The 22350-nt window shown below is 74.3% G+C and carries 16 protein-coding genes, 1 tRNA gene and 1 pseudogene; 15 read left to right on the plus strand and 3 right to left on the minus strand.

Features of this window, described 5'->3' with window-relative positions; all coding sequences use genetic code 11:
* The first annotated feature begins 20 nt into the window (after positions 1-20).
* The 3 genes from OG702_RS23620 to OG702_RS23630 all read left to right on the plus strand — a co-directional run bounded on the left by OG702_RS23620 (position 21) and on the right by OG702_RS23630 (position 4749).
* Positions 21-2306 carry a HelD family protein gene (locus OG702_RS23620; protein WP_327290928.1) on the plus strand — a complete coding sequence of 762 codons (2286 nt, stop codon included), beginning with the start codon at positions 21-23 and terminating at the stop codon, positions 2304-2306.
* A 495-nt stretch (positions 2307-2801) separates the two neighbouring features.
* Entirely contained in the window at positions 2802-4253 is a 1452-nt protein-coding gene (locus tag OG702_RS23625; RefSeq protein ID WP_327290929.1) for an NAD-dependent malic enzyme, read from the plus strand.
* Between the two features lie 214 nt (positions 4254-4467).
* Positions 4468-4749 (plus strand): HU family DNA-binding protein, encoded by a 282-nt coding sequence (locus tag OG702_RS23630; protein ID WP_033176253.1) that lies wholly within the window; start codon positions 4468-4470, stop codon positions 4747-4749.
* 87 nt (positions 4750-4836) lie between these two features.
* Here the strand turns inward: OG702_RS23630 and murA are convergent, their stop codons facing one another.
* Positions 4837-6213, minus strand: coding sequence for a UDP-N-acetylglucosamine 1-carboxyvinyltransferase (gene murA / locus OG702_RS23635; protein WP_327290930.1), 1377 nt, complete (start codon positions 6211-6213; stop codon positions 4837-4839).
* 162 nt (positions 6214-6375) lie between these two features.
* Between murA and OG702_RS23640 the strand changes: the two genes are divergently transcribed.
* The 10 genes and pseudogenes from OG702_RS23640 to OG702_RS23685 all read left to right on the plus strand — a co-directional run bounded on the left by OG702_RS23640 (position 6376) and on the right by OG702_RS23685 (position 18740).
* Positions 6376-6951, plus strand: coding sequence for a YqgE/AlgH family protein (locus OG702_RS23640; RefSeq protein WP_327290931.1), 576 nt, complete (start codon positions 6376-6378; stop codon positions 6949-6951).
* 11 nt (positions 6952-6962) lie between these two features.
* The gene (locus OG702_RS23645; protein ID WP_327290932.1) at positions 6963-7262 is read left to right on the plus strand and encodes a DUF3039 domain-containing protein; all 300 of its coding nucleotides are present in this window, start codon (positions 6963-6965) and stop codon (positions 7260-7262) included.
* Between the two features lie 27 nt (positions 7263-7289).
* Positions 7290-8555 carry a hypothetical protein gene (locus OG702_RS23650; protein WP_327290933.1) on the plus strand — a complete coding sequence of 422 codons (1266 nt, stop codon included), beginning with the start codon at positions 7290-7292 and terminating at the stop codon, positions 8553-8555.
* Between the two features lie 482 nt (positions 8556-9037).
* Positions 9038-10639 carry a beta-N-acetylhexosaminidase gene (locus OG702_RS23655; RefSeq protein ID WP_327290934.1) on the plus strand — a complete coding sequence of 534 codons (1602 nt, stop codon included), beginning with the start codon at positions 9038-9040 and terminating at the stop codon, positions 10637-10639.
* A 265-nt stretch (positions 10640-10904) separates the two neighbouring features.
* On the plus strand, positions 10905-11777 hold the full coding sequence (locus OG702_RS23660) for an FAD binding domain-containing protein (protein WP_327290935.1): 873 nt from the start codon (positions 10905-10907) through the stop codon (positions 11775-11777).
* A 437-nt stretch (positions 11778-12214) separates the two neighbouring features.
* A pseudogene (locus OG702_RS23665) lies at positions 12215-13006 on the plus strand ((2Fe-2S)-binding protein); the annotation flags it as partial.
* A 199-nt stretch (positions 13007-13205) separates the two neighbouring features.
* Positions 13206-15509 (plus strand): xanthine dehydrogenase family protein molybdopterin-binding subunit, encoded by a 2304-nt coding sequence (locus OG702_RS23670; protein WP_327290936.1) that lies wholly within the window; start codon positions 13206-13208, stop codon positions 15507-15509.
* Positions 15510-15632: 123 nt separating this feature from the next.
* Complete coding sequence (locus OG702_RS23675; RefSeq protein ID WP_327290937.1) at positions 15633-17264, plus strand: hypothetical protein; 1632 nt, start codon at positions 15633-15635, stop codon at positions 17262-17264.
* Entirely contained in the window at positions 17264-17815 is a 552-nt protein-coding gene (locus tag OG702_RS23680) for a hypothetical protein (protein ID WP_327290938.1), read from the plus strand. The genes OG702_RS23675 and OG702_RS23680 overlap by 1 nt, the downstream gene beginning before the upstream one ends.
* A 16-nt stretch (positions 17816-17831) precedes the next feature.
* Positions 17832-18740: a hypothetical protein gene (locus tag OG702_RS23685; protein WP_327290939.1), complete on the plus strand. Its 909-nt coding sequence runs from the start codon at positions 17832-17834 to the stop codon at positions 18738-18740.
* Between the two features lie 52 nt (positions 18741-18792).
* On the opposite strand, the gene OG702_RS23690 is transcribed toward OG702_RS23685, so the two are convergent.
* A complete protein-coding gene (locus tag OG702_RS23690) occupies positions 18793-19548 on the minus strand; it encodes an isocitrate lyase/PEP mutase family protein (protein WP_327290940.1) in 756 nt (251 codons plus the stop codon).
* Positions 19549-19798: 250 nt separating this feature from the next.
* On the opposite strand from OG702_RS23690, the gene OG702_RS23695 reads away from it, so the two are divergent.
* Positions 19799-20362 (plus strand): flavoprotein, encoded by a 564-nt coding sequence (locus OG702_RS23695; protein ID WP_327290941.1) that lies wholly within the window; start codon positions 19799-19801, stop codon positions 20360-20362.
* A 149-nt stretch (positions 20363-20511) separates the two neighbouring features.
* On the opposite strand, the gene OG702_RS23700 is transcribed toward OG702_RS23695, so the two are convergent.
* Positions 20512-20586 (minus strand) — tRNA-Cys (locus tag OG702_RS23700).
* Between the two features lie 183 nt (positions 20587-20769).
* On the opposite strand from OG702_RS23700, the gene OG702_RS23705 reads away from it, so the two are divergent.
* Complete coding sequence (locus OG702_RS23705) at positions 20770-22215, plus strand: MFS transporter (protein WP_327290942.1); 1446 nt, start codon at positions 20770-20772, stop codon at positions 22213-22215.
* Positions 22216-22350 lie beyond the last annotated feature (135 nt).

The following is a 22350-nucleotide window of genomic DNA, read 5'->3' on the forward strand; positions in this document are numbered from 1 at the left end:
ACAGACGAAGGGGGTCCTGCGTGGCCGCGCAGACCGCAGTTCAGGACCGGCAGGGGGGCGGCGGGGTCAGAGAACGGGAGATCGCCGTCGAACAGCAGCACCTCGACCGGGTCTACCGGCGCCTTGAGGAGAAGATCCACGAGGCGGAGTTCCTGATGAGCGACGCCGCCAAGAGGGGCCAGGTGGGGACGCCCGGCGCGCTCGCCGAGCGGGACGCGCAGGTCTACCGGGCAGGGGTGCACCTGAACCGGCTCAACAGCGAGTTCGAGGACTTCCTGTTCGGCAGGATCGACATGCTGCGCGGCAAGGACGGCAAGAAGGGCGCGGACGGCGCCTTCACCTCCGTCGACCCGGCCGACGACGCGGTCCGCGACGACGCGACCGCCGACATCGCCGAGACCCTGCACATCGGCAGGATCGGCGTGCTGGACACCGACTACGCCCCGCTGGTCATCGACTGGCGGGCGCCGGCCGCCGCGCCCTTCTACCGCTCGACGCCGGTCGCCCCCGGCCGGGTCGTGCGGCGCCGGGTGATCAGGTCCAAGGGCCGCCGGGTGCTGGGCGTCGAGGACGACCTGCTGCGCCCGGAGCTGACCACCGGCCTGCCCGTGGTCGGCGACGGGGCCCTGATGGCCGCGCTCGGCCAGGCCAGGACGCACTCCATGCGGGACATCGTGTCCAGCATCCAGGCCGAGCAGGACCTGGTGATCAGGGCGCCCGCCGCGTCGGTCACCGAGGTGACCGGCGGCCCAGGCACCGGCAAGACCGCGGTGGCGCTGCACCGGGCGGCCTACCTGCTCTACCAGGACCGGCGCCGCTACTCCGGCGGCATCCTGTGCGTCAGCCCGACACCGCTGCTGGTGGCGTACACCGAAGGCGTGCTGCCCTCGCTCGGCGAGGAGGGGCAGGTCGCGATCAGGGCGGTCGGCTCGCTGGTCGACGGGGTGACCGCGGACCTCTACGACGAGCCGGCCACGGCCCGCGTCAAGGGGTCGCTGCGGATGCAGAAGGTGCTGCGCAACGCCGCCCGCGGCTGCCTCGACCTGGTCCAGGACGCCCCCACGACGCTGCGGGTGGTGGCCTTCGGCCGCCGCGTCGAGCTGTCGGCGGGCGAACTGGCCGACGTACGGCACAACGCCCTCAGCGGCACCGCCCCGGTCAATCTGCTGCGCCCGCGCGCCCGGCGGCTGCTGCTCGACGTGCTGTGGCGCAAGAGCGGGCGGCGCTTCGACGACGCGGAACTGGCCGCGGAGGAGCGGCAGGGCTTCGACGAGGACATCTCCACCGAGCAGGACTTCATCGACTTCCTCGACGCCTGGTGGCCGGTCCTCGATCCGCGCGGGGTGCTTGCCGCGCTCGCCGACGAGAAGCGGCTTGCCCGCTGGGCACGCCGGGTGCTGTCGCCGCCCGAGGTGCGGCGGGTGTCCCGGTCGCTGCGAAGGGACGGCAGCAGCGCGCACGACGTGGCGCTGCTGGACGAGCTGGAGACGCTGCTCGGCCCCGCGCCCCGGCCCAAGCGGCGCGAGGCGGACCCGCTCGACCAGCTCACCGGGCTGGACGAGGTCACCACCTACGCCGACCGGATGCCGACGGGCCGGCGCGGGCGCGGGGAGCGGCTGGACGAGGAGCGCACCGAATACGCGCACGTCATCGTGGACGAGGCGCAGGACCTCACGCCGATGCAGTGGCGGATGGTCGGCCGCCGCGGGCGTACGGCCACCTGGACGATCGTCGGCGACCCGGCGCAGAGCTCCTGGTCCGACGTGGAGGAGGCGGCCCGCGCGCGGGACGAGGCACTCGGCAGCCGGCCGCGGCGCCGCTTCACCCTCACCGTCAACTACCGCAACCCGGCGGAGATCGCCGAGGTCGCGGCGACGGTGCTGGCGCTGGCCATGCCGGGGATGGAGTCGCCGCGGGCGGTGCGCTCCACCGGCGTCGTCCCGCGCTACGAGGTCGCCGGTGCCGACCTGGGCGCCGACGTCCGCGCCGCGGCGGGCCGGCTGCTCGCCGAGGTCGACGGGACCGTCGGGGTCGTGGTGGCCATGAACCGGCGGGCGCAGGCCCGCGGCTGGCTCGAAGGGCTCGGCGAGCGGGTCGTCGCGCTCGGCAGCCTTGAGGCCAAGGGCCTCGAATACGACGCCACGGTGGTGGTTTCGCCGGCGGAGATCGCGGAGGAGTCCCCTGCGGGGTTGCGCGTTTTGTACGTGGCCCTCACGCGGGCCACACAGCGGCTCACCGTCCTCGCGGCCGACCGCGACGCCCCTGACGCCGCAGGCGTCCCTGACCTCCTCCGCCCAATGGCTTGAGCAGCCGGCTTTTCCACCGGCCCTCGCCCGGCCCGCTGCCGGATCCGGCCCCCAGGCGCCCCTGGGGTGAGTGCCACCTGCGGTGGGTTCTTGCCTGCGGGCGCGTCGTGGCTTGTCGCGCAGTTCCCCGCGCCCCCTGAAAAACGCTCACCCTCTGCGGAGAGGGCAAGCCCCAGGGGCGCGGGGAACTGCGCGCTCAGCGGAGACGGGGGGAAAGCCGCGAACGCCAGCGCAAGTGGCAGGCAGCTGGGGCGCGGGAAGAGAGAAGAGGTGGCACCGACCCGCCATGCTCGCCTCGCGGCAAGTGGGCGCTCGAAGCGCCTAAGGTTGGGCCCGGGGGCTTGGATCGGGCCGGTGCCGTACTCAGGCTAACAAACGCTTGGCGGAAGCTCTTCCCGTGCCGGGCAAAACCGGGGTGTTGCGGCGTCTTCACATCGTGGAAGTAGTCTTCCACGGGTACGAACACCCTCAGGCAGGAACCGGAAGAAGGTCGTCATGGCAACGGCGCCAAGCGTCTCCTACTCGATCACGGTACGGCTGGAAGTCCCCGCGGGCGGGACCGCCGTCAGTGCGCTGACCAGCGCCGTGGAGTCGTCCGGCGGCTCGGTCACGGGTCTGGACGTCACCGCGTCGGGGCACGAGCGGCTGCGGATCGACGTGACGGTCGCCGCGAGTTCCACCGAGCACGCCGGCGAGATCGTCGGCAAGCTGCGCGGCATCGAGGGTGTGGCGATCGGCAAGGTCTCCGACCGTACGTTCCTGATGCACCTCGGCGGCAAGATCGAGATGCAGTCCAAGCACCCGATCCGCAACCGTGACGACCTGTCCATGATCTACACCCCGGGGGTGGCGCGGGTCTGCATGGCCATCGCGGAGAACCCCGAGGACGCCCGCCGGCTGACGATCAAGCGCAACAGCGTCGCCGTGGTCACCGACGGCTCCGCGGTGCTGGGACTGGGCAACATCGGGCCGAAGGCCGCGCTGCCGGTGATGGAGGGCAAGGCGGCGCTGTTCAAGCGGTTCGCCGGGATCGACGCGTGGCCGCTGTGCCTGGACACCCAGGACACCGACGAGATCGTCACGATCGTCAAGGCGATCGCCCCGGGCTTCGCCGGGATCAACTTGGAGGACATCTCCGCGCCGCGCTGCTTCGAGATCGAGGCCAGGCTGCGCGAGGCGCTGGACATCCCGGTCTTCCACGACGACCAGCACGGCACCGCCATCGTGGTGCTCGCGGCGCTGACCAACGCGCTGCGGGTGGTCGGCAAGCACATCGGCGACCTGCGGGTGGTCATGTCGGGGGCGGGCGCGGCCGGCACCGCGATCCTGAAGCTGCTGATCGCCGCGGGCGTCAAGCACGCGGTGGTCGCCGACATCCACGGCGTGGTGCACGCCGGCCGCGAGGACCTGGTCGGTGCGTCCGCGGGCTCGGCGCTGCGGTGGATCGCCGACAACACCAACCCCGAGGGTGTCACGGGCACGTTGAAGCAGGCGGTCGTCGGCGCCGACGTCTTCATCGGCGTGTCGGCGCCGGACGTGCTCGACGGCACGGACGTGGCGGCGATGGCGGACGGCGCCATCGTCTTCGCGCTGGCCAACCCGGACCCCGAGGTGGACCCGGGCGTGGCCCGGCAGACCGCGGCCGTGGTCGCCACCGGGCGCAGCGACTTCCCCAACCAGATCAACAACGTGCTGGTCTTCCCCGGCGTCTTCCGCGGCCTGCTGGACGCCCAGTCCCGTACGGTCAACACCGAGATGATGCTGGCCGCGGCCCGCGCGCTGGCGGCCGTGGTGGCCGACGGCGAGCTCAACCCGAACTACATCATCCCCAGCGTCTTCAACGACAAGGTGGCCGGCGCGGTCGCCGACGCGGTGCGCGACGCGGCCAGGGCGCAGGGTCCTGCGGTGTCCGCCGCGGTGGCCGCTCCGGCGAGCCAAGGGTTGTAGGGCGGGAAAGAGCCGGATTCGTATTCCGAGCGTCGAGCATGTGACGACAATCCGTCATCCCCGCCGTGCCGCAACGCTTTTTCCACGACTCGCGCGGGCAGGCGATTGGCTTTCCGCCCATATATGGGGGCAGGATGCACACCTGGGCAGTGAGGCACACAGCAACAGCTTCGAGCTCGCGCCCCCATGGCAGAAAGAACACGGGAGTACAGATATGAACCGCAGTGAGCTGGTGGCCGCCCTGGCCGACCGCGCAGAGGTGACCCGTAAGGACGCCGACGCCGTTCTGGCCGCGTTCGCTGAGACCGTCGGTGAGATCGTGGCCAAGGGCGACGAGAAGGTCACGATCCCCGGCTTCCTGACCTTCGAGCGCACTCACCGTGCCGCCCGCACCGCCCGCAACCCGCAGACGGGTGAGCCGATCAACATCCCGGCCGGATACAGCGTGAAGGTCTCCGCGGGTTCCAAGCTGAAGGAATCCGCCAAGGGCAAGTAAGCCTCGGAGCGCGTCGAAGGGCGGCCCCCCGGTGCCGGGGGGCCGCCCTTCCGTTTGCCGCGTGCGCCGGGCGCCGGGGGGCTTGCGTCAGGCGACCGCCGCCGCCGACGCGGCGGCGCTCCCCGCGTGCGCGGGCATGCCGGGCAGTTCGATGTGCGCGCCCAGGCCCTCCAGCTTGGCCAGGAAGTTCTCGTAGCCGCGGTTGATCAGGTCGATGCCGTGCACCCGCGAGGTGCCCTGCGCCGCCAGCGCGGCGATCAGGTACGAGAAGCCGCCGCGCAGGTCCGGGATGACCAGGTCGGCGCCTTCCAGTTTGGTCGGCCCGGAGACCACAGCGGAGTGCAGGAAGTTGCGCTGGCCGAACCGGCACGCGCTGCCGCCCAGGCACTCGCGGTAGAGCTGGATGTGCGCGCCCATCTGGCCGAGCGCGGAGGTGAAGCCGAGCCGGGACTCGTAGACCGTCTCGTGCACGATGGACAGCCCCGACGCCTGCGTGAGGGCCACCACAAGCGGCTGCTGCCAGTCGGTCTGGAAGCCGGGGTGGACGTCGGTCTCCAGCGCGATGGCGTTCAGCGGGCCGCCCGGGTGCCAGAACCTGATGCCCTCGTCGTCGATCGCGAAGGCGCCGCCGACCCGCCGGAAGGTGTTCAGGAACGTCATCATCGAACGCTGCTGCGCGCCGTGCACGTAGATGTCGCCCTCGGTCGCCAGCGCCGCGCTCGCCCACGACGCCGCCTCAAGGCGGTCAGGAATGGCGCGGTGCGTGTAACCGCCCAGCGTGTCGACACCGGTGATCCGGATCGTACGGTCGGTGTCCATGGAAATGATCGCGCCCATTTTCTGCAGGACGCAGATCAGATCCTCGATCTCCGGTTCGACCGCGGCGTTCGACAGCTCGGTGACGCCCTCGGCGAGCACCGCGGTCAGCAGCACCTGCTCGGTGGAGCCCACCGACGGGTACGGCAGCCGGATCTTGCAGCCGCGCAGCCGCTGCGGGGCCTCCAGATACTGCCCGTCGGCCCGCTTCTCGATCGTCGCGCCGAAGCGGCGCAGCACGTCGAAATGGAAGTCGATCGGCCGGCCGCCGATGTCGCAGCCGCCGAGCCCGGGGATGAACGCGTGGCCGAGCCGGTGCAGCAGCGGGCCGCAGAACAGGATCGGGATGCGCGACGAGCCCGCGTGCGCGTCGATGTCCGCGACGTTGGCGCTCTCCACCCGGGTCGGATCGAGCACCAGCTCGCCCGGTTCCTCGCCGGCGTTGACCGTCACACCGTGCAGTTGGAGCAGCCCGCGCACCACTCTGACGTCGCGGATGTCCGGCACGTTGCGCAGCCGGCTGGGTTCACTGCCGAGGAGGGCGGCGACCATGGCCTTGGGCACGAGATTCTTCGCGCCTCTGACCCGGATCTCGCCTTCGAGGGGGGTTCCGCCATGGACAAGCAGTACATCGGCGATGTCGGTCATGGATCTCGCGATCGTCGGAACGGGTGGAGCCGGAGAACAGAGGAAATGGTAATGCGCCCCGCGACCCCCGCTGCTGGGCCGTACCACCGCGTATGCCCCGGCGCGCCGCGGGTACGCCGTACGACCCTCCGCCGCGGCCCGGCATGCGGGATCATGTGGAGCATGACCGAGGTGTCCTCGCTCACCGGACGGCTGCTCGTGGCCACGCCGAAACTGGCCGACCCCAATTTCGACCGGGCGGTCGTGCTCGTCCTCGAGCACGACGCGAAGGGGTCGATCGGGGTCGTCCTGAACCGCCCCACGCCGGTCGGCGTCGGTGACGTGCTGCAGCCCTGGGCCGCCCTCGCCGTGCTGCCGCAGGTGGTCTTCCAGGGCGGCCCGGTCTCGCTGGACTCCGCTCTGGGCCTTGCGGTGGTGCCCGGCGAGTCGCGCGGCGAGCCCGTCGAGGTGCTGGGCTGGCGCCGGGTGCACGGGGCGATCGGCCTGGTCGACCTGGACGCCCCGCCCGAACTGCTCGCCGCCGAGCTGGGCAGCCTGCGGATCTTCGCCGGATACTCCGGCTGGGGGGCCGGCCAGCTGGAGCGCGAGCTGACCGGCGGCGCCTGGTACGTGGTCGACTCCGAGCCGGGTGACGTGTCCGCCCCCGACCCGGAACGGCTGTGGCGGGCGGTGCTGCGCAGGCAGCGCAACAAGCTGGCGATGGTGGCCACGTATCCGGACGATCCGTCTCTCAACTAGTCTTGACTTCCATGAGCACTCTTGAGCCCGAGCGCGGGGCGGGCACCGGCACTCTGGTCGAGCCGACTCCGCAGCTCTCCCACGGTGACGGCGACCACGAGCGCTACGCGCACTATGTCCAGAAGGACAAGATCATGGCGAGCGCGCTGGAAGGCACGCCCGTCGTCGCGCTGTGCGGCAAGGTCTGGGTCCCCGGCCGCGATCCGAAGAAGTATCCGGTCTGCCCGATGTGCAAGGAGATCTACGAGGGCATGCCGCTCGGCGGCGGCGACAAGGACAAGTCGGGCAAGGGCAGCGGCGGCAACGCCTGACGCCCTTCCGGCGGACAGGGGAGGCCCGTGGAAGGCGACGAGGGTGACGGAGGCGTGTTCGGTACGCCGGACGCGCCCGACGACGACTCCACCAGCGGCGAGCGCGTGCACGCCCTGGTCGGACAGGGCCGCTTCGCGGAGGCGCACGCCGTGGTCGGCGACGCCTTCGTGGAGCGCAACGGCAGCGCGGGATATCTGCTGCGGGCCTGGGTCCTCGCGCAGGAGAAGCGCGGGCCCGAGGCCCGCGAGGCCGTCGACTGGGCGCTGGCACTCGCCGGGCCCGCCGAGGCGGCCGACGTCTTCGTGCTCGCCGGTGTGGTCCTTCTCTCACTCGACGAGACCCACGACGCGCTGATCGTCGCGCTGCGCGCCACCGGGTCAGACCCGGACGGCTGGGAGCCGGCCGTTCTGCTCTCCGACGTCTACCGGCGGCTCGGCCGCGTCCCCGACGCCGTCGCCGCCGCCCGCCGGGCCGTCGAGATGGCCCCGCGGGAAGCCGAGGCGCAGGTCGCGCTGGCCCGCTCGCTCAGCGCAGGCCGCAGCATCCTCGGCCGCATACCCCGCCGGCTGCGGGCCGAGCACCGTACGGCGGTGGAGCGCTCGCTGCTGCTCGGCGCGGATCCCGGCCAGCTGCAGGCCCCGCGGGCCGGCGTCCTGACCGGCGGGCTCGCCGTCGCCCTGCTCTGGGGCATCCAGCTCTACCGGATCGAGACCGGTGACAACTGGCAGTTCGTGGCCGCCGGCGTCGTCCTGCTCGTCACCGCGGCGCTGCTCGCGGTCGTCGTACGCGTCCACAGCCGGCGTACGGGCACGGGGGCGCGGGCGCGGCTGCGGGGGATCCGGGCGACCGTCCGCACGGAGCTCGCCGTGGACGACCGGCTCTGGCAGATCCGGGCCGCCCACGTCGGCGCCGCCATCCCCGTGGCGCCGCTGATCACCACCGGCCTGATCGCCGACCGGGCCTGGCGGCGCGAGCTGTGGCCGCTGTGGGCCGCGGTGCCGGTGACCGCGGCCGGTATCGCCGGCGTCGCCCTCGCCGTGGCCGGCGTGCGCTGGTGGTACGGCCCGGAGTTCGCCCGGCGGGCGTTCCTCTTCTCCTGGTTCGGCCGGCTCCAGATCGTCCTGCCGGCCCTGCTGCTGGGCGCCACGCTCGCCGCCGCGGTGGCCGGCTCCGCCACGACGTCCACCTGGCGGGACCTGGCCCTGGCCCACGCCGGCTGGCTCCTGCTCTCCTGGATGGCCGCCGCGACCGTCGCCACCCACGCCCGCACGATGCGCTCCCGGTCCCTCTGACCGTCCCCGCCAACCTCGCGCCCCCGGGCGCCCCCGCCCGTGCCTGCGGCCCGGCACCCCTGGTCCTGCCACTTGCGGTGGCGTCTCGCCCGCGCCCCGGTGGGGGCCGGTCGCTCCGTTCTCCCCCAGCGCTTCGCCTGGGGGTACCCCCGCGCGCCCCGAAAAACGGTCACCCTCTGCGCAGAGGGCAACCCCTCAGGGGTGCGGGGAACTGCGCGCTCAGCCACGATGGCGGGGAAGTCGAACCGCCACCGCAAGCGGCAACCCCTCAGGGGCGCGAGGAACTGCGCGACCAGCCACGACGGCGGGGAAGTCGGACCGCCACAGGAAGTGGCACCCCCTCGGGGGCGCGGGGAACTGCGCGACCGGCCGGGGCGGGGGGAAAGCGAGGCGCCGCCGCACGTGGCAAGGGCCCCCGGGCGGGGGCGCGGTGGTGAACCCCCCCGCGGGTAGCGGGTGGGTGGGGAGGGATGATGAGGCGCATGGATCTCATCCCGCAGGCGCGGCTCGCGCGGACAGGTGACGGCAGGTTCGTGGTCGGGGAAGGGACGGGGCTGGAGGTGGGGGCGGGGGCCGAGGGGGCCGCGCGGTGGGTGCGCGGGGTGCTCGGCCCGGCGCTCGGGCTGGGGTTCGACGGGACCGCGGGCAGCATCCGGCTGGACGTGGATCCGGGCCTCGGGCCCGAGGCGTACCGCCTGGCCGTGACACCGCACACCGCGCAGGTGACCGGCGGGGACGCCGCCGGCGTCTTCTGGGGCGCCCAGACGCTGCGCCAGCTCATGGCGCCCGAGGCCTTCCGCCGGGCCCCGGTCCGCCAGGCCCCGACCTGGACCCTGCCGGTCTGCGAGATCGAGGACCGGCCCCGCTTCCACTGGCGCGGCTTCATGCTGGACGTCGCACGCCATTTCATGCCCAAGGACGGCGTCCTGCGCCACCTCGACCTGATGGCGGCGCACAAGCTGAACGTGCTCCACCTGCATCTCACCGACGACCAGGGCTGGCGCCCCGAGATCACCCGCTACCCGCGGCTGACCGAGGTGGGCGGGTGGCGGCACCGGACGAAGGTGGGCCTGCGGGAGTCCCCGCTGTGGGACGAGCGCCCGCACGGCGGGTACTACACCCAGGACGACCTCCGGGAGATCGTGGCGTACGCGGCGGCCCGCTGCGTCACGGTGGTGCCGGAGATCGACATCCCCGGCCACTCGCAGGCGGCCATCGCCGCGTATCCGGAGCTGGGCAACACCGACGTCGTGGACACCGCCGCCCTGCGGGTCTGGCCGGAGTGGGGGGTGAACCCCAACGTGCTGGCGCCCACCGAGGCGACCCTGCGGTTCTACGAGGGCGTCCTGACCGAGCTGCTCGACATCTTCCCCGGCACCTTCGTGCACATCGGCGGCGACGAGTGCCCCAAGGAGCAGTGGCGGGCCTCGCCCGCCGCCCAGGCGCGGATCGCCGAGCTGGGGGTGCGGGACGAGGACGGGCTGCAGAGCGCGCTCATCCGGCACTTCGACCGCTGGCTGGCGGACCGCGGGCGGCGGCTGATCGGCTGGGACGAGATCCTGGAGGGCGGGCTCGCGGAGGGCGCCGCGGTGTCGTCCTGGCAGGGCTACGCGGGCGGCGTGGCGGCGGCCAGGGCGGGGCACGACGTGGTGATGTGCCCGCAGAGCCAGGTGTATCTGGACTGGCGGCAGGCGGACGGCCCGGACGAGCCGGTGCCGGTCTCCCACGTGCGGACCCTGGAGGACGTCTACCGCTTCGAGCCGGTGCCCGCCGAACTGACCGCGGCGGAGGCGGCACACGTCATCGGCACCCAGGCCAACGTGTGGACCGAAGTCCTGGACTCCCCGCGGGCGGTGGACTACGCGGTCTACCCGCGGCTGGCCGCCCTGGCCGAGGTCGCCTGGTCGCCGTTGCCCGCGCCGCGGGAGCGGGACTGGCCCGGTTTCGAGGCCAGGATGCGGACGCACTACGCCCGGCTGGACGCCCTCGGCGTCGAGTACCGCCCGCCCGGCGGCCCGCGGCCCTGGCAGCGCCGGCCCGGCGTCCTGGGGCGGCCGTTGGACGGTTCGCCCACGATCGTGTGACCGTTCGGCAACTTCCGCCCCGGGCCGCGGGCGGACCTGGCACGGTGGACCCGTAACCGCCGTTACCTGCATGAAGGATGGCAATTCCGGCACTGTGCCGTTTTCCCCGGGAGACGTACGATCACACGCGTGGCGGACGGATCGGTACTTCGTGGACCCTCGCGCCGACCCCGGGGGAAGATGTGCCAGAGTTGCCACGTCCGGGCGCTCAGCACGTACGGTACGGCTACCGCGTGACGGAGGAAGGCCGGGAAGGGGCAGCTGCGTGAGCACGTATGCACAGCAGACCGCGGAGAATGTCACGTTGCCGTCCTCGCTCGACGAGGCGGTGGCGGCGCTCGCCGCCATGCCCAGCGCCGTGCCTGTCGCGGGCGGCACCGACCTGATGGCGTCGGTGAACGCCGGGCTGCTGCGGCCGGCCGCGCTCGTCGGCCTGGGCCGCATCGCCGAGATCCGCGGCTGGCAGTACGCCGACGGGGCCGCGCTGCTCGGCGCGGGACTCACCCACGCGCGCATGGGGCGCCCCGACTTCGCCGCGCTCATCCCCGCGCTGGCCGCCGCCGCACGGTCGGCGGGGCCGCCGCAGATCCGCAACGCGGGCACCCTCGGCGGCAACATCGTCTCCGCGGCGCCCACCGGTGACGCCCTCCCGGTGCTGGCCGCGCTGGAGGCGAGCGTCATCCTGGCCGGCCCAGAGGCCGACCGGGAGATCCCGGTCAGCCACCTGCTGACCGGCATGGACCCGCTGCGGCCCGGCGAGTTGCTGGCCTTCGTCCGCATCCCGCTGCTGCACGCCCCGCAGACCTTCCTCAAGGCCACCGGCCGCACCGGTCCCGGCCGCGCGGTCGCCTCCGTCGCGCTCGTGGTGGACCCGGCGCGGCGCCAGGTGCGGTGCGCCGTCGGCGCGGTCGCCCAGGTGCCGCTGCGGCCGCTGGAGGCCGAGCAGTGGGTCGCCGGGCTGATCGACTGGGACGGCGAGCGCACCCTGGCATCCGAGGCGTGCACCGCCTTCGGGGAGTACGTCGCCGCCGCGTGCATCCCCGACCAGCCGGGGGTCGAACTGCCCCCGGCCGCCGTCCAGCTGCGCCGTACGGTGGCCGCACTGTCCCGCCGAGCGCTCGGGAGGGCCCTGGCATGACCGACCAGCCGCAGCAGCCGGGTCCGCCCGGCAACTCCGGTGCGTGGCAGCCCGTCCCGGGCGGCGGGGACTACGACCCCGACCAGACCATGCATGTCTCCTTCGCCGCCCAACTGCCGCCGGAACCGCGCCCGGGCGAGGACCCGCTGATCGCGCACGGCCCGGTCGGCGACACCGACCCGGCCACCCAGTGGACGATCCCGGTGATAAGGGACGAGGCGGAGGGCGACTCCGGCGAGTACGCGGTCGGCGCCTTCACCTCCTCCTGGGACCGGGCGCCCTCGCCCGCGGCGCCCACCCAGTCCTTCCCCGCCGGGATGTTCGGGCAGGGCGCGGCGGCGGTGCAGGCCGCGGCCGCGCACCCCGCGGAGCCTGCCGAGGCCGGGGCCGAACCCGACGGCCACTGGTCGGCGTTCGGCGGCGAGGCGGCGCCCTGGCAGCCGGCCGACCACTCGGCGGCTGAGGCCGCCTGGTCCGCGGTGGTGGACGAGGTGCCCGACGCCGGGGCCGAGCCCGCGGCGGACCGGGAGCCGGATCCCGACCCCGACTCCGACCCCGATCCCGACGTCGTCACCGGGCAGGACCCCGGTCCCGAGCCGGGATCGCGGCCGGAGTCCGAACCTGAGCCGGAGCCGGAGCCGGAGCCGGAGCCGGAGCCTGAGGCCGCGGCCGAGACCCGCAGCGAACACCCGCTCGCCTCCTACCTGCTGCGGGTCAACGGCACCGAGCGGCCCGTCACCGACGCCTGGCTCGGCGAGTCGCTGCTGTACGTGCTCCGCGAGCGGCTGGGCCTGGCCGGCGCGAAGGACGGCTGCGAGCAGGGCGAGTGCGGCGCCTGCTCGGTCCAGGTCGACGGGCGGCTCGTCGCGTCCTGCCTGGTGCCCGCCGCCACCGCGGCCGGCAGCGAGGTCCGCACCGTCGAGGGCCTGTCGGCCCACGGCCGGCTCTCCGATGTCCAGCAGGCGCTGGTCGACTGCGGCGCCGTCCAGTGCGGCTTCTGCATCCCCGGCATGGCAATGACGATGCACGACCTGCTGGAGGGCAACCACCGCCCCACCGACCTCGAAACGCGCCAGGCGCTGTCCGGCAACCTGTGCCGCTGCTCGGGCTACCGCGGGGTGGTCGACGCGGTCCGCCAGGTCGTCGCCGCCCGCGACGCCGAGGACCCGCCGCCCGCCGCCCGCATCCCCGCCCAGTCCGGCCCCGCCGCCACGGAGGGCGCCGTATGACCCCGCCGCGCGAACCCGGCGTCCCCCGCGGGGACGGCCGCCGTGCGACATCGCGACCCGGCCCGCTCTCCCGTCCGCACGGGCGCGCGGCCACCTGCGGCGTACCCCGGCAGGGGCAGTCGCACACGACCTCTCACTCGCGCGGGTGGCTGCGGGTGGGCCCATGGAGACGAAGCGCCGTACGCGCGGGAGGCGCCCGATGAGCGTCATCGACGAACCCGGCGCCGTCGCCGAGACCCTGGCCGGCGGGCCGCCGCACGGCATCGGCACCTCCGTGCCGTCGACCGACGACCCGGCGAAGACGCAGGGCACCTATCCGTACGCGGCCGACCTGTGGGCCGAGGGCCTGCTGTGGGCCGCGGTGCTGCGCTCGCCGTACCCGCACGCCCGCATCGTCCGGATCGACACCGCCGAGGCCGTCGCGATGCCCGGCGTGCGCGCCGTCGTCACGCACGAGGACGTGCCCGGGGACGCCATGCACGGGCGGCTGGTCGCCGACCGGCCGGTCTTCGCCAAGGACATCGTGCGCCACCACGGCGAGCCGATCGCCGCGGTCGCCGCCGACCACCCGGACACCGCCAGGCTCGCGGCCGCCGCCATCCTGGTCGAGTACGAGGTGCTTGAACCGGTCACCGACCCGGAGAAGGCCTTCGCCGCCGAGCCGCTGCACCCCGACGGCAACCTGATCCGGCACATCCCGCTGCGCTTCGGCGACCCCGACACCGTCGGCGAGGTCATCGTCGAGGGCCTGTACCGCGTCGGCCGCCAGGACCCGGCCCCGATCGGCGCCGAGGCGGGCCTCGCGGTGCCGCGGCCGGACGGCGGCGTCGAGCTCTACGTCGCCTCCACCGACCCGCACGCCGACCGCGACATCGCCGCGGCCTGCTTCGGCCTGGAGGCCGACCATGTGAAGGTCGTCGTCACCGGTGTGCCCGGTGCGATGGGCGACCGCGAGGACTCCGGCATCCAGCTGCCGCTCGGGCTGCTGGCGCTCAGGACCGGCTGCCCGGTCAAATTCGTCGCGACCCGCGAGGAGTCCTTCCTCGGCCACGCCCACCGGCACCCCACCCTGCTGCGCTACCGCCACCACGCGGACGCGGAGGGGCGGTTGGTGAAGGTCGAGGCGCAGATCCTGCTGGACGCGGGAGCCTACGCCGACGCCTCCTCCGACGCGCTGGCCGCCGCGGTGTCCTTCGCCGCCGGGCCCTACGTCGTCCCGCACGTCTTCGTCGAGGGCTGGGCGGTGCGCACCAACAACCCGCCGTCCGGGCACGTACGCGGCGAGGGCGCCCTCCAGGTCTGCACGGCCTACGAGGGCCAGATGGACAAGCTCGCCGCCAAACTCGGCCTGGAACCCGCCGAGATCCGGATGCGCAACGTGCTGGCGACCGGCGACCTGCTGCCCACCGGGCAGACCGTCACCTGCCCGGCCCCGGTCGGCGAGCTGCTGAAGGCGGTAAGGGACGCCGACCTGCCGCCGCTGCCCGACGGCGACGACGAGTCGCAGTGGCTGCTGCCCGGCGGCACCTCGGGCGCGGGCGAGCCCGGTGCGGTGCGCCGTGGTGTCGGCTACGCGCTCGGCATGGTGCACGTCCTCGGCGCCGAAGGCACCGACGAGGTGTCCACCGCGACCGTAAGGGTGCACGACGGCCGCGCCACCGTCATCTGCGCCGCCGTCGAGACCGGCCAGGGCTTCACCACGCTGGCCCGGCAGATCGTCCAGGAGGTGCTCGGTGTCGAGGACGTCCGGGTGCTGCCCTCCGACACCGACCAGCCGCCAGCCGGGCCTTCGGCGCGCGGCCGGCACACCTGGGTCTCCGGCGGGGCCGTCGAGCGGGCCGCGAAGATGGTGCGGACGCAGCTGCTGCAGCCGCTGGCCGCGAAGTTCGGCATGTCCGTGGAGCTGCTGACCATCGCCGACGGGAAGATCACCTCCTACGACGGGGTGCTGTCCACGACCGTCGCCGAGACGCTGGACGGCAAGGAGCTGTGGGCGACCGCGCAGTGCCGCCCGCACCCCACCGACCGGCTGGACGAGACCGGCCAGGGCGACGCCTTCGTCGGGCTGACCTTCTGCGCGATCCGCGCGGTGGTCGACGTCGACATCGAGCTGGGCGCCGTGCGGGTGGTGGAACTGGCCGTCGCCCAGGACGTCGGCCGGATCCTCAACCCGCGGCAGCTGACCGCCCGGATCGAGGCCGGCGTCACCCAGGGTGTCGGGCTGGCCCTCATGGAGGACCTGCGCGCCCCCCGCGGCATCATCAAACGCCCCAGCCTCACCGGTTACGCCCTCCCCACCGCCCTCGACGCGCCGGACGTCCGCATCGTCAAACTCGTCGAGGAGCGCGACGTCGTCGCCCCCTTCGGCGCCAAGGCCGTCAGCGCGGTGCCCGTCGTGACCTCGCCCGCCGCGGTGGCCGCCGCGGTCCGCGCCGCCACCGGCCGCCCCGTCGCGCGGCTCCCCATCCGTCCCCAGGCGGCCATCGTGAAGCCGCAGACGTAGGTTTTCTGGTCCCACCGTTGTCCCGCGGAACTGTGCGTGCGGCCTGACGGGCCGTCATACTCACAGTGACGTCAGTTGCACAGCCTGCGCGGCTCGCAGGGCGCAGGGGACCACGGGGGACGTATGAGCACAGCCACCCGGCCCGTTCCGCAGCCCAGGGACGGCACCCGGCCGCCGGCCTTCCGCACCGAGACCACCCGGCTGCTCAGCGCCGGGGTCTACTTCGACACCGGCTTCCGCACCCGCGTCATCGAGGAGCTGGTCGAGCACGAGGAGCGGCCGGTCGCCCCCTCGCTCGGCATCGACGCCCTGCCGGTGCTCGCGCACGCGCTGCGCGCCCGCCGCCGGGAGGCGCAGACCGGGGCGTGGGTGGTGCTGATCTGGGTGGTCTTCGCCGGCTTCGCGGTGACCGGCACCGCCTCGGACTCGGTGCTGCGCGTCCCGTGGTTCGCGGTGTACGCGCTGCTGTGCGCGATGGCCTGGGCCAGGCGCAGCGCGGCCGGGGTGGGCGTGGCGGTCTTCACCCTGGACCGTGCGATGCTCAAGGAGGCCACCAGCGGCCGGCTGAAGCTGCTGCTGCCGGTGTTCACCCCGCTGGTCGGCGTGGTCTACGCGGGGGCGGTGCTCATCACGCTGCTGAGCGGCGACAACGCCTGGGCGGGCGTGTTCTTCCCGTTCCTGCTCGCGCTGCCGGTCTGGCTGCACCGCGGCCACGTCACCACCGTGATGTGCCGGGAGCTGGGCCGTACGGCCTACGCGCACGCGCCCCGCGCCACCCTCGGCGGCTCCCCGCAGTGGCGGCGGATCGGCGCGGCCATCGACCGCGAGCAGCACTCGCCGCTGACCATCTACGACCCCTTCCGGCCCTTCATCGGCGCCGGCAAGCCGTACGAACCCTGGTCACTGGCCATGGAGTTGAAGCCGGCCGACCCGGCGAAGGCCGCGATGGCGGCGGAGCCGCCACGGCTGACCGGGCGCGAGGTCATCGACCTCATCAAGCCGCGCATGACGGCGCTGCGCGACTCCGCGGCGGCCAGCCGGGACCGGCTGCGCTCGCTGGAGATCGACGAGTTCGTCTACCTGCCCGCCGGACTGCGCCGGGCCGAGGTGGTCTACGCGGCGGGCACGGTCGACGAGCACCTGGCGGCGGCGGCCGGCGAGGGCGGTGAGGCGCGGCGGCACTTCCTGCGGATCAGGGTCGGCGCGTGGGAGGAGCAGATCGTGGTGTCGATCCTGGTCCGGGTGCACACCCAGGGCGGCATGCTCGTGCTGGAGGTCGTCCCGCACGTCCTGACCCCGGTGCGCCCGGAGTTCAGGGCGGTGGACGTGATCGCGGACCGCGGCCAGGCCGACCCGGTACGGCACGCGCTGCGCAGCCTGCTGGCGAGCCCGGCCGCGGGGCTCGCCGCGATGGCGTCGCTGGTGCGTACCGGCGTGGCGGTCTTCCGCACCTGGCTCGCCGACCCCGAGCACGCACTGCCCGACGGGCCGACCACGTCGGTGCGGGAGTTGGGCAGCGTGCGGGAGGTGTCGCTCTTCCAGGAGATGGACATCAGCCGCTACGTGAAGACCGTCCAGGACCGGATCGCCAGCGGCGTGCGGGACGCGCTGCGGCTGAAGGGCTACGCGACGGGTGAGTTCGAGCAGCAGATCGTCAACGTCAGCGGCGGCGGCGTCTACATCGGTGCGATGAGCGGCGGCGCGGTCGCGACAGGGGACCGGGCGTCGGCGAAGCACACGGAAGGCGGTGCCTGATGGCGGCGGAGCACGAGGACCAGGACGCGGCGGAGCAGGACGCCGCGCGGCAGGCGCCGCCCGCGGCGTCCGGCACGGGCGGCATCTCGATCGGTGTGATGACCGGCGGGGCGGCCGCGGCCGGCGAGAACGCCCGGGCGGAGGACCGCGCCCACCGGGCCGCGGCGCCCCCGCCGCCTCCGTACGCCGGTCCGCCGCTGCCCGCGCCGGGCGCCGGGATCGGCGTCGGTGTGATGACCGGCGGGGCGGTGGCCGCCGGCCGCGGCGCCCGGGCGGTCGACGCCTCGACGCAGTACGTCGCGGCGTCCGCCGAACTGGCCGCCGCCGTCGGCGTGCTGCGCGAGCAGCTGCGGGTGCTGGCGCCCAGCGAGGAGACCGCCGAGGTCGACGCGGAACTGGCCGGGGCGGAACGGGAGATCGCCGAGGGCGGCCTGGTGCGGCGCAGCCGGCTCCAGTGGCTGCGCGACCGGCTCGACCTCGGCGCGACCGCCGCGGCCGGGCTGGCCTCCGCCGCGGCCGTCGTCCAGGCGTGCCTGGAACTGCTCGGCTGAGAAGGGGGTGGCCGCGATGGCCCGATGGGACGCGGAGAACCAGCGCTGGGTGCAGGACCCGGCGCCGGGAGCGGACGGTGACACCCTGCCCGTGGCGGTGCCGCCGGCACTGGGTGTGCTGTCGCGCGGCAACAGCAGCAGGCGGGTGCTGATCGTGGCGTTCGCCGTGGTGGCGGTCTGCGCGGCCGCCGGCGCCGGCCTGTGGGCGGTGACGTCCGGCGGGAGCGGCGGCTCCGACAGCGCGGGCGGGCTGCCGGGCTTCGGCACCGCCGGCACGTCGGCGTACTCGACCGGCCCGGAGACGTCCGGCGGCGCGGGCAGCACGTACGATCCCGGCTCGACCTACGATCCCGGCTCGACGGACGACTCCGCGGGCGACTCTGCGGGCGGCTCGGCAGGGGCCGGCGACTGGGACGGCACTGCCTCGCCGACGACCGACGTCCCCTCCACGGCGCCGCCGCTCAGCACGCCGCCGGACGGCTTCGAACAGCTCACGGACCCGGCGGGCTTCACCGTCGACGTGCCGCAGTCCTGGGAGCGCACCACCGAGGGCGCCAGCGTCTACTACCGCAGCGCGGACGGGGCGAGCCTGATCCAGATCTTCGCCCTCAACGGGCCGGAGACGACGCCCTACCAGTCGCTGGCGGCGACCCAGGAGACCGTCTCCCACCACGACGGCTTCCAGCTGGTCGGCCTGAGCTACCTCAGCGACGACCAGGCCCCCGACGCCGCCGAGCTCGAATACACCTACACCCGCGACGGGGGCGGCACCCGCCACGTGGTCGACCGCGCCTTCACCGGGCCGGACGGCGTGCAGTACGCGCTGCTGGTCGCCGGCCCGGACGACGACTGGTCCACGTATCGGAACGTCTTCCAGGTCCTGCGCGACTCCTTCTGCCCGGACGGCTACTGCGGCAGCGACTGACCCGGGGGGGCGCCCGCTCCGGCTCCGTCCGGTTCGGTCCGGTCCGGTCCTTTCAGCGGACCATGCCGACGGCCATCGTCCTGACCGCCTCCAGCGCCTCGGCCTGGAGGCCGCCGCCGAAGGTGACGCGGGTGGCGCCCAGCGCCCCGAGCTCGCGCGGGGAGGGGGTGCCGGGCTTGCACAGGGCGTTGACCGGGACGCCGACCCCTTCGGCGATGGCCGCCAGGTGCGTCGCGGGGGCGAGGATCGGATAGACGCAGTCGGCGCCGGCGGCGGCGTACCGCAGCCCGCGCTCCACCGCGGCGGCGGGCGTCCGCTCCCCGCGCAGATACGTGTCGACCCGCGCGTTGATCACCAGCGCGGAGCCGGCCGCCGCCCGCACCTCGGCCAGCCGGTCGGCCTGCCGCCCGGCCTCGACCAGGGTCCCGGCGGCCAGGTCGGAGTCCTCCAGGTTGCAGCCCACCGCACCGGCCTCCAGCAGCCGTTCGACCAGCTCGGCGGCGGGGAGCCCGTAACCCGCCTCGACATCCGCGGTCACGGGTACGTCCACGGCCCGGGTGATGCGGCGGATCGCGGCGAACATCTCGCCGGGGGGCGTGCCCTCGCCGTCCTCGTAGCCGAGCGACGCGGCGATCCCGGCGCTGGGCGTGGCCAGCGCCGGGAAACCGGCGTCGGCGAAGACCCGCGCACTTGCGGCGTCCCACGGCCCGGGCAGCACCAGTGGATCGCCGGCCTCCCGCCCGAGATGCAGCGCGCGCAACACGTCCGCGCCGGTCCCGACCGCTCTTTCCTTCGTCCGCTCCGTCATGGGCCCGACGTTACGGCGTCGCGCCGCCCCGGAGTGTGCCACTCGGCAGCGGAAATCCTGGGCCAATCCCGTGTGCGCGACGTCCGCCGCGTCCGCCGCGTCTCCGGGACGCGCGCCACGCGAGCGGGCCTCGTGCGCGACAATCCGAGGGCGCGCGAGACGCCGCGGACCTCACCGGGCAGTCGCCCGGGGCCGCCGGGTCGCGCCCCTCGGAGGTGTTCGTGATGGCCCGACGACGCGAGGCGGTGCGGTGACGACGGCGGTGCGTGGCGTGCTGGGAGTCGTGGCGTCGGCTGCCGGGGGAGTGGAGTCCCTGCGCACGGGACTGGTGGAACCCGCGCTGGCACGCGGCTGGCGGGTGGCTGTCACGCTGACCCCGACCGCGGGAGCCTGGCTCCGGCGGATCGGCGAGGTCGAGCGCCTGGCGGAGGTGACGGGCCTGCCCGTACGGGACGCCCCCCGTTTCCCCGACGAGGCCCGGCCGCATCCGCAGGCCGACTGCTACGTGGTGGCCCCCGCGTCCGCGAACACGGTGGCGAAGCTCGCTGCCGGAATCGCAGACAACCAGGCGCTGACGCAGGTGTGCGAGGCGCTGGGCATGCCCGGGGTGCCGGTCGTCGTCTTCCCCCGGGTGAACTCGGCCCACACCCGCCATCCGGCGTGGGAGCGCCACCTGGCCGCCCTGCGGGCGGCGGACGCCCGCCTCATCCACGGGCCGCAGGTGTGGCCGCTCCACGAGCCCCGGGCGGACCCGCCGGGACGCGAGCTGCCCTGGGCAGCCGTCCTGGACGCGGCCGAACCGCCCGCGAACTGACGGCCCGCCAACCTCCCCCGTGGCCGGTGCGCGACCACGGCACCGAGCGCCGGTGGAGCGAGCGCGCTGTCGCGAGGGCTGGGCCCGGCAGGAGCCCCTGCTCATGCTCCCGGCCCGGACCGCCGCCTGTCCAGGCGGCGGGCAGGCAATGGAGGCCGTGACCGGAATCGAACCGGCGTAACTCGCTTTGCAGGCGAGTCCCTCAACCACTCGGGCACACGGCCGTGTCGTGCGTTCTGCTTCGACAATGGCGGGTCGGGGTGGTCCGGGTCAACGGCGCGCGGGCGGACGCCACGGGACTGCCATGCGCCGTTTACAAACCGGCCGGTGGGCGTAGGACGGATGGCGGAGGCCGGTACGGTCTCGCGGCAGGGGTGAAATGCCGTATTGCCCCTTACGCTGGGCCGGTGACTGTTGCAGAGGAACGCGCCGCCGGGCAGCTGATACCCGAGGAGGGAACGGGCGGCATCCTGGGGCGGGAGTACCGGGCGCTGACGCTCGGGGTGGTCTCGGTGGTGCTGCTGGTGGCCTTCGAGGCCACCGCGGTGAGCACCGCGATGCCGATCGCGGCGCGCGACCTGCACGGCCTCGGGCTGTACGCGTTCGGCTTCTCCGGCTACTTCACCACCTCGCTGCTCGCGATGGTGATAAGCGGCCAGTGGAGCGACCGCAGCGGGCCGCTGGCGCCGCTGACCGCCGGGATCGCGGCCTTCGCCGCCGGGCTCGTGGTGAGCGGGACGGCCGGCACGATGACCACGTTCGTGCTGGGGCGGGCCGTCCAGGGCTTCGGCGGCGGGCTGGTCATCGTCGCGCTGTACGTGGTGGTGGGGCTGGCGTATCCGGTACGGCTGCGGCCGTCGGTGATGGCGTCGTTCTCGGCGTCCTGGGTGGTGCCGTCCATCGTCGGGCCGCTGGTGTCGGGGACGGTGACCGAGCAACTGGGGTGGCGCTGGGTCTTCCTGGCCATCCCGGTGCTCGTGGTGCTGCCGCTCGCGGTGATGCTGCCCGCGCTGCGGCGCACGGTCGCCGCCCCCGGGCACGACGTGGGGCCGCGGCCAGGGATGGACGGGCGGCGGATCTGGCTCGCGGTGGCGCTCGCCGCGGGCGCGGTGCTGCTGCAGTACGCGGGCCAGGACCTGCGCCTGCTCTCCGTGCTGCCCGCGCTGGCCGGCGCCGCGCTGCTCGTACCGGCCGCGCGCCGGCTGCTGCCGCCCGGCACGTTCCTGGCGGCCCGCGGGCTGCCCACGGTGGTGCTGATGCGCGGCCTGGCGGCCGGCACCTTCGCCGCCGCCGAGACCTTCATCCCGCTGATGCTGGTCACCCAGCGCGGGCTGTCAGCGACGATGGCCGGCCTGTCGCTGGCCGGCGGCGGCCTGACCTGGGCGCTGGGCTCGTACCTGCAGGCCAGGCCGCGCTTCCAGCCGGCCCGCGAGCGGCTGGTGCAGATCGGCATGGTCCTGACCGCCGCGGCGATCGCGGCGGTGCCGCTGACGCTGGACCACGCGGTGCCGGTGTGGATCGTCGCGGCCGCGTGGTGCCTGGCGGGGATGGGGATGGGGATGGCGATCTCCACGCTGACGGTGCTGATGATGGGGATGTCCGCGCCCCGGGACGCGGGGACGAACTCGGCGGCCCTCCAGGTCAGCGACGCGCTGGCGAACGTGGTGCTGGTCGCCGCCGCCGGCACGGTCTTCGCGGCCCTCGGCGGCGGGTCCCTCGCACCGTCCGCCACCTCCGCCGCCACCGTCCCGGCCCACCCCGCGGCTTTCGCCGCCGTCTTCCTCCCGGCGGCCGCCCTCGCCCTGGCGGCCGCCGCCGTCGCCCTCCGCCTCCGCCCCACCCCGGCGACGTAGGGTCAGCGGTTCCTGCGGGCCAGGACGATGCCGACCAGGCCGGGGTGTGAGCGCGGGCGCGCCCGCGGGTCACGAAGGGAGGCGCCGGGCCGGTCCGCGGTGCCGTGCCGCCGCCCGCCGGCGGGTCGCCCGCCG

The organism is Streptomyces sp. NBC_01198, from assembly GCF_036010485.1.
Classification (GTDB): Bacteria; Actinomycetota; Actinomycetes; order Streptomycetales; family Streptomycetaceae; genus Actinacidiphila.